Annotated in this window: 7 protein-coding genes; 2 read left to right on the forward strand and 5 right to left on the reverse strand. The window is 41.0% G+C overall.

Annotated features, from left to right (window positions below):
* Together J6U00_RS00005 and J6U00_RS00010 are read left to right on the forward strand one after the other, a co-directional pair.
* A partial coding sequence (locus J6U00_RS00005) for an Rnf-Nqr domain containing protein (protein ID WP_296577311.1) occupies positions 1–377 on the forward strand: 377 nt, incomplete at its 5' end.
* A 15-nt stretch (positions 378–392) separates the two neighbouring features.
* Complete coding sequence (locus J6U00_RS00010) at positions 393–1,187, forward strand: RnfABCDGE type electron transport complex subunit B (RefSeq protein WP_296577313.1); 795 nt, start codon at positions 393–395, stop codon at positions 1,185–1,187.
* A gap of 86 nt (positions 1,188–1,273) precedes the next feature.
* Here J6U00_RS00010 and J6U00_RS00015 read toward each other — a convergent pair whose 3' ends face one another.
* From J6U00_RS00015 to J6U00_RS00035, 5 genes are all read right to left on the reverse strand, one after another.
* Entirely contained in the window at positions 1,274–1,945 is a 672-nt protein-coding gene (locus tag J6U00_RS00015) for a prepilin-type N-terminal cleavage/methylation domain-containing protein (RefSeq protein ID WP_296577315.1), read from the reverse strand.
* A 333-nt stretch (positions 1,946–2,278) separates the two neighbouring features.
* Positions 2,279–3,859, reverse strand: coding sequence for an asparagine synthase B (gene asnB, locus J6U00_RS00020; protein WP_296577317.1), 1,581 nt, complete (start codon positions 3,857–3,859; stop codon positions 2,279–2,281).
* A gap of 146 nt (positions 3,860–4,005) precedes the next feature.
* Entirely contained in the window at positions 4,006–5,427 is a 1,422-nt protein-coding gene (purF, locus tag J6U00_RS00025) for an amidophosphoribosyltransferase (RefSeq protein ID WP_296577319.1), read from the reverse strand.
* A gap of 13 nt (positions 5,428–5,440) precedes the next feature.
* A complete protein-coding gene (locus J6U00_RS00030; protein ID WP_296577323.1) occupies positions 5,441–6,022 on the reverse strand; it encodes an ANTAR domain-containing protein in 582 nt (193 codons plus the stop codon).
* A 12-nt stretch (positions 6,023–6,034) separates the two neighbouring features.
* A partial coding sequence (locus J6U00_RS00035) for a glutamine synthetase family protein (RefSeq protein ID WP_296577325.1) occupies positions 6,035–7,255 on the reverse strand: 1,221 nt, incomplete at its 5' end.

The following is a 7,255-nucleotide window of genomic DNA, read 5'->3' on the forward strand; positions in this document are numbered from 1 at the left end:
ATCTTGAGTATTTTGATACTGTAGTATTCATACTTGTTATAGCTTTATTTGTACAGCTTGTCGAGAATTTCCTGAAGAAATGTGTTCCATCACTGTATAAGTCTCTCGGCGTATACCTTCCGCTTATAACTACTAACTGTGCTGTACTTGGCGTAACAGTCCTTAACATAGACAACGGTTTTACTTTTGTAAATTCCATAATCAATGCTTTGGGCGGCGGACTCGGTTTTATGCTCTCTCTGATAATTTTTTCAGGCGTGCGAAAAAAACTTGAATACGCTGATATCCCTGAAACGTTCAAAGGCGTTCCTGCAACACTTATAGCTGCGTCTATTGTTTCTGTGAGCTTTATGGGATTCGCAGGACTGTTCAGTTAAAGGGGAGGTGCACGTATGACAACATATCTCATTCCAGCACTTATTCTTGGCGGATGCGGTGTTCTTGCAGGTGTGCTCCTGACAGTCGCTTCTAAAGTATTTTATGTAAAAGTAGATGAGAGGATAGAAAAGATCAGTGAATCGCTTCCTCAGGCTAACTGTGGAGCCTGCGGATTTGCAGGCTGTGCTGATTATGCAGCTGCAATTATACAGAAGGGGGCTCCTACGAATCTATGCCGTCCAGGCGGAACGGATGCAGCTGGTAAGATAGCTGCTATACTCGGAACAGCAGCTGCTGAGGTAGTACAAATGACAGCTGTAGTTCATTGCAACGGAGACTGTGAAGCTACTAGTAAGGCTTTTCACTTTGACGGATTACAGTCGTGTAAAGCTGTAAAGCGATTTTACGGCGGAAACGGTATGTGTAAATATGGTTGTATGGGTCTTGGTGATTGTGTTAGTGCATGTGAGCATGACGCTATCAGGATTGTCAACGGTGTTGCAAAGGTGGTCCCTTCTTTATGCGGAGCATGCGGTCAGTGCGCAGCTGTATGTCCTAATGAACTTATCGCTATTAAACCTGTTGCCAAGCGTATGGACGTTATGTGTTCTTCAGGAGACAACGGAAAGGCGACAAAACTAGTATGTAAAAATGGATGTATCGGCTGTAAGATATGCGAGAAGAAATGTCCAAACGAAGCGATAATAGTAAATAATTTTCATGCTTCGATTAATTACAGCTTATGTACTAATTGTGGTATTTGTATGGACGCCTGTCCTTCAAAGGTTATCCACAAGTGCGGTGAATAAAAGCAGAAGCTCCACAGATGTAGTTTACTGTGGAGCTTTTTATGTCACTATATCATTATTTGGGCATAAATAATACAGTTTAACATTTATATTCCGAGATCAGGAAGTGAAACGATATTATCAGCTTCGCCGCCTATCATATTTGCAAAATGCTCGGAAGCAAGCTGGTCATGCAGGTTAGTTCCTATACTTTGACCGGAAACGTTACGCTTTTCGCCTGTTTTTGAATTGGCAGAGTATGTAAATGATACTTCTCCGTTTCGCAAATTGACATTGATCTGGTATCGGTACCACGAACGGTTGGATTTGCATATCAGACCACGGCATTCACTTTTACTATATTTATATTCGTGTACTTCGCCTTTAAATGGACCTGCCGATCTGATATATCCGTTTTGCTCAAGTATTTTGGCTATGGAATAATTACTTACGCGGACTTCCTTCTTATCAACATACACATATCCATGGTCGTCGGCTGTATATGTAGAGCCGTCAGGATTTGTTCCAGAGCCCCATGGATTTGTGGTAAATGATTCGATTTTATCAGCGTCAAGAGCACATTCCATTTGAATTGCTTCGCATATAACCTTAGCAGCAGAAACATCAGCCCTGTTTCTTGACAGCTCTATGTAATCAAAAACATTTGGAACAATAAGGGCAGACAAAACACCGATAATTGCTATTACAATAATTACTTCAATAAGTGTAAAGCCCTTTAACTCAGTTTTGGGATTATGATTATCAAAGTTTTCACTCATGTCATTCCCTCCAAACATTTTTATACTATTGTAATTATATTATATCACCGAATGTATAAAATGTCAAGATAAAATCTATTTTATTCAAACAAATATAACATTTTGTATACTTGCCGTATATAAAAGACATAAGATTATTATTTGTTTTAAAAGCATAACGATATAAATACGTTTTTTAAATACAGATATAGTTCAAAATATTACTTTGATAACTTTTTTATTTAGTCAAGAAGGAAAAAAGCATAAAGACCCCCCTTAAAGTTTTCACACTTTTGTTTTTCGCGTGTCTACTCTAAGGGGGATATTAGTTCTTTATGTCTGTTCTTGATCTGTTTATTTTCCGCTTTCGCCATAATTGGAAAGAACTCTTGCAGAAGGATCGTTAACATTGCAGCCTTCCCATTCTTTGTTGGGCATCCAGAAATCAATGATCATTTCACTGTTTCCTGGATAGTATTTCTCGAAGATTTCACGATAAAGAAGAGATTCCTTAGTAAAAGGTTTTGCATGAGTATAATTGGTGCATCTAAGCTCGTATTCTTCATCGGAATAATAATTATTTGCGTATTCTTTCAAATAGTCAACCATTGAATGACCTACAGCGTCGGAGAATGCGGCTTTTTCACGGAAAAGGATATCATGTGGCAGATAGTCTCCCTCAAATGCATGACGGAGAAGATATTTGCCCTTGTTGTACTTGTTAAGCTTCATTTCCGGATCAATCGCCATAACGTATTTAACAAAATCAAGATCACCGAATGGAACTCTTGCTTCAAGAGAATTTACGGAAATGCAGCGATCTGCACGAAGTACATCATAAGTATGGAGCTCATGAACTCGCTTGACTGATTCCTTCTGAAAAGCTTCCGCAGATGGGGCAAAGTCCGTATATTTATAACCAAATAATTCATCCGATATCTCGCCAGTGAGAAGAACTCTGATATCAGTCTGCTCATGAATGGCCTTGCACAGCAAATACATACCCATACTTGCACGGATAGTTGTTATATCATAAGTTCCGAGGAGATGTATAACCTCGTCAAGAGCATTGAGAACATCGTCCTTAGTAATGATAACTTCAGTGTGGTCACTTCCGATATAATCAGCGACCTGTTTAGCGTATTTAAGGTCAATAGCGTCTGTATTCATGCCTATTGCGAAGGTTCGTATAGGCTTGTCGCTCTTTCTCTGAGCAATTGAGCATACAAGTGATGAGTCAAGACCTCCTGATAGCAGAAATCCTACCTTAGCATCAGCAGCAAGACGTTTTTCAACTCCGGCAACAAGCTTATCATGGATATTCTTGCATACAGTGTCTATATCGTCGTATATTACCTTATCCACAGATGTTATATCACAATAGCAGTGGAATTTGCCATCCTTATAATAATGACCTGGCGGAAACGGCATTATCTTTTTGCAAAGCTTTACGAGGTTTTTTGCTTCGCTAGCAAAAATAACGGAACCGTCGGCGGCTTTACCATAGTATAAAGGTCGTATTCCTATCGGATCACGTGCTGCAATAAACTGATGAAGCTTGCAATCGTATATTACACAGGCATATTCAGCGTCAAGCTTTTCAAACATTTCTGTACCATACTCTTTGTACATAGGAAGGAGTATCTCACAATCACTGTCGCTTTTGAAGCTGTAGCCTTTAGCTGTCAGCTCGTCACGCAGTTTTTTGAAGCCGTATATCTCTCCGTTGCAGACGATATAGTTACCTTCAAGCTCAAAGGGCTGCATTCCCTCAGGGGTTAGTCCCATTATTGAAAGTCGCTGAAAGCCTAGTACTCCGTCTGCGACTTCGATTATTCTTTGATCGTCAGGTCCGCGGGATATCGTTGCTTCAAGTCCCGATGAGACCAGTTCTGTACTGCCGCTTTTGCCGCAGTATGCCATTATCGTACACATTTTCTATTCCTCCGAATAATTGGTGTTTATTTCAGCCATGCAGCGCCATTGATGCATGACCTTAAGATAATTAATGGTTTAGGAGCTGTCCATTTATAAAATAAACTTTCCATAAGAATACCATTTAGAATAAATCAACTACAAAATCATTTATGTATTTTTTCATCAAATTTATTCTTGAAGCCAGCTCCTGAGGTATCTACAGGATATTTGCCGGTAAAGCAGCCTTTGCAGCAGCCAAATTTATTGCTGACGAGCTCTCCGAGACAGTCAACTGGTAAATATGCAAGACTGTCAGCTCCTATATATTTAGCAATTTCTTCTGTAGATCTGCATTTTCCCGCGATTAGGTTTTCTTCTGAATCTATATCGGTTCCGAAATAGCAGGAGTGTAAGAATGGTGGAGAGGAAATACGGACGTGGACTTCCTTGGCACCTGCTTCACGGAGAAGTCTTACTATCCTTGCACTTGTGGTTCCGCGGACGATAGAATCATCTATCATTATTACACGTTTTCCAGCAACGGTCTCTCGTACAGCGTTCAGTTTAATTTTTACGGCATTTTCACGTTGATGCTGTTCCGGCTGTATAAAGCTTCTACCGATGTATTTATTCTTTATAAAGCCTATACCGTAAGGTATACCGCTTTCATTGGCATAACCAAGAGCAGCGTCAAGTCCGGAATCAGGAACGCCTATAACAATATCTGCGTCAACGGAGCTATTCTGTGCAAGAAGCTTTCCTGCGCACAGCCTTGCATGATGCACGGATACTCCGTCTATCACTGAATCTGGCCGGGCAAAATAAATGTATTCAAAAATGCATGAGTTTTGTTCCTTACGGCAGTTTGTTCTGATAGAATTCAGTCCTTCCTGACCGATAGCTACTATTTCTCCCGGCTCAATATCGCGTATGAATTCAGCACCCAGAGTTTCAAGAGCACATGATTCAGAAGCAACGATATATGCTTCGTCATGGGTTTTACCTATGCACAGGGGACGGAAGCCGTTGGGATCGCGAAATGCGATCAGTTTTGTAGCAGTCATAAGTACGCAGGAATATGCGCCCCTTAATTTAGGCATCGCCCGTTCTATCGCTTCTTCGGTTGAGCTTGTATTAAGTCTTTCACGTACTATTTCGTATGCGATTGCTTCGGTATCGGAAGTCCCGTGAAATATCGCTCCAGACATTTCAAATGATCGTCTTAGCTCAGAAGCGTTTACAAGGTTGCCGTTATGGGCGAGAGCCATATTTCCTTTGATATGTCTTATGACCAGCGGCTGTATGTTATTATGATTATGCCCTCCTGTGGTTGAATAGCGGACATGACCAACAGCAATATTGCCACAGCCAAGTTTGTCAAGCTCATCTTTGGTAAATACCTCGGATACAAGACCGTCGGCGCGTTTGTGTCTGAATATGCCGTCGTCACAGACGGTTATACCGCAGCTCTCCTGTCCGCGGTGCTGAAGTGCGTAAAGTCCGAAATATACCGAAGCGGCTACATTTGTTGTTTCGTTTTCGTAAATACCGAAAACACCGCATTCCTCGTGGATGCTGTCAAACATTTTTACACCTCTGTTACAAATATTGTTCGCTGAGCTTATCTATTATTGCAAGAGCTGCAAGGCTCTTCTTCTTACGCTTGTTCATAGCGTACTGTTCGAGATAAGAGTGAGCTTCCTCCTCGGTCATGCCTTTATACTGCATAAGCATGAATTTTGCTTTGTCTACAGCTTGTATCTCGGCTATTTTTTCTTCAAGCCGCAGATTTTCACGGTATAGCTTCAATGAACGGTTAACAGCTATATCTATGGTTTTGACAAGCTGATACAGAAGAGTTCGGCTGAAAGGTTTTCCGATGACGATTATACCGTTTTTTTCGGCATTGTCGTTGATCTTTTCAGCGTGTTCGTCTTTAATCATGAATATACAGTTTGCTGCAGTTTTTTCTATAATATACTCTGCAAGCTCAAATCCCGATTCGTCCATTAACGGAGAATTGATTATAGTCAGTTCAACAGAAGGCTCGACATCGAGATAGGTTTTTGCCTGGTAAGCAGATTCAACAAGCTTGGGAGTACATCTGAACGAATCGCGGAGAAAGTTTATAAGAGCTTCAGAGGCGTTTTTATTACTTGATATTACAAGAACCTTTTCCAAAGCTTACCTCCGTCAGAGACTGTAAAAATACTTTTTTTCTTCAAATGCATCCTTGTCATAAGCGCTTGAATACTCATGCCATTCATCACGACTGCGTTTGACAAGGACTTCAAGAACATTTGCAGGTATATACTTTTTTATGAATTCAGATTTTTCAGCCCGATTTGCTGCTTCATCAATTGATACAGGAAGATGTTCAGTCGGACTGTTTTCAGCTGGAAGCTTCATTTTACAGTTTATTCCGTCAAGTGATGCATAGATCATAAGACCAAATACAAAATATGGGTCGCATACACAATCTGCGGCTCTGAGCTCAACAGGAGTATTGTCAACATCAGGATTCATGCGAATAAGCTGCGAACCCTCATCCTTTGCCCATATTATCTCACGGGGAGCAGAAAATTCTCCAAGTCTTGCGTAAGAATTAACTGTTGAGTTTGTGAACAGCGTAAAATCACTTATATGCTTCATAATGCCAGCGGCTGCGTTCTTCAGTGCTTCATTTCCTTCGGCTTTATTTTCCTCCATTAGATCGTTATCAGGGAAGATATTAAAGCTTATATGCATACCGTTTCCACAGTCGTTGCGCAAGGGTTTCGGCATGAAACTTGCATGCACTCCGTGTGTGATAGCGACTGATTTTACAGCAGATTTAAAGCTGAGAAAAGTATCAGCAGCCTTAAGCGCTGAGGAAGCGTTGAAGTCTATCTCGTGCTGACCGCACCCACTCTCATGACGTGATGAAACAGGATGTATACCCATTTGTTCAAGTGTAAGGCATACATCACGGCGTATATTTTCTCCCTTGTCATCTGGAGCAACATCACAGTAGCCTGCATAATCATGAGGAGTTTTTGTAGGAAGACCGTTTTCATCGTTTACAAAGAGTGTAAATTCGCATGAGGTACCGAAACGAAAACAGTATCCTGCTGAAACGGCAGCCTTCATGGCTGTTTTTAAGAAATATCTGCCGTCACCTTCAAAAGGAGTACCGTCAGCATAACGGATAAAGCAGAACATTCTGATAACTCTACCTTGCTGAGGACGCCATGGCAATACTGTCATGGTGTTTACATCTGGAAATAGGAAGAGATCTTTTCCTGAAGCTGCTTCAAAACCTGTGATCTTTTTGGCTGTTATCCTGACACCGCGTTCAAAAGTTACTGCAAGCTCTGATGAAAGAATAGATATGTTTTTTAGTTTGCCGTGGAGATCGCAGAATGTCAGTTTTAC

The organism is Ruminococcus sp., from assembly GCF_017650195.1.
Classification (GTDB): domain Bacteria; phylum Bacillota; class Clostridia; order Oscillospirales; family Ruminococcaceae; genus Ruminococcus.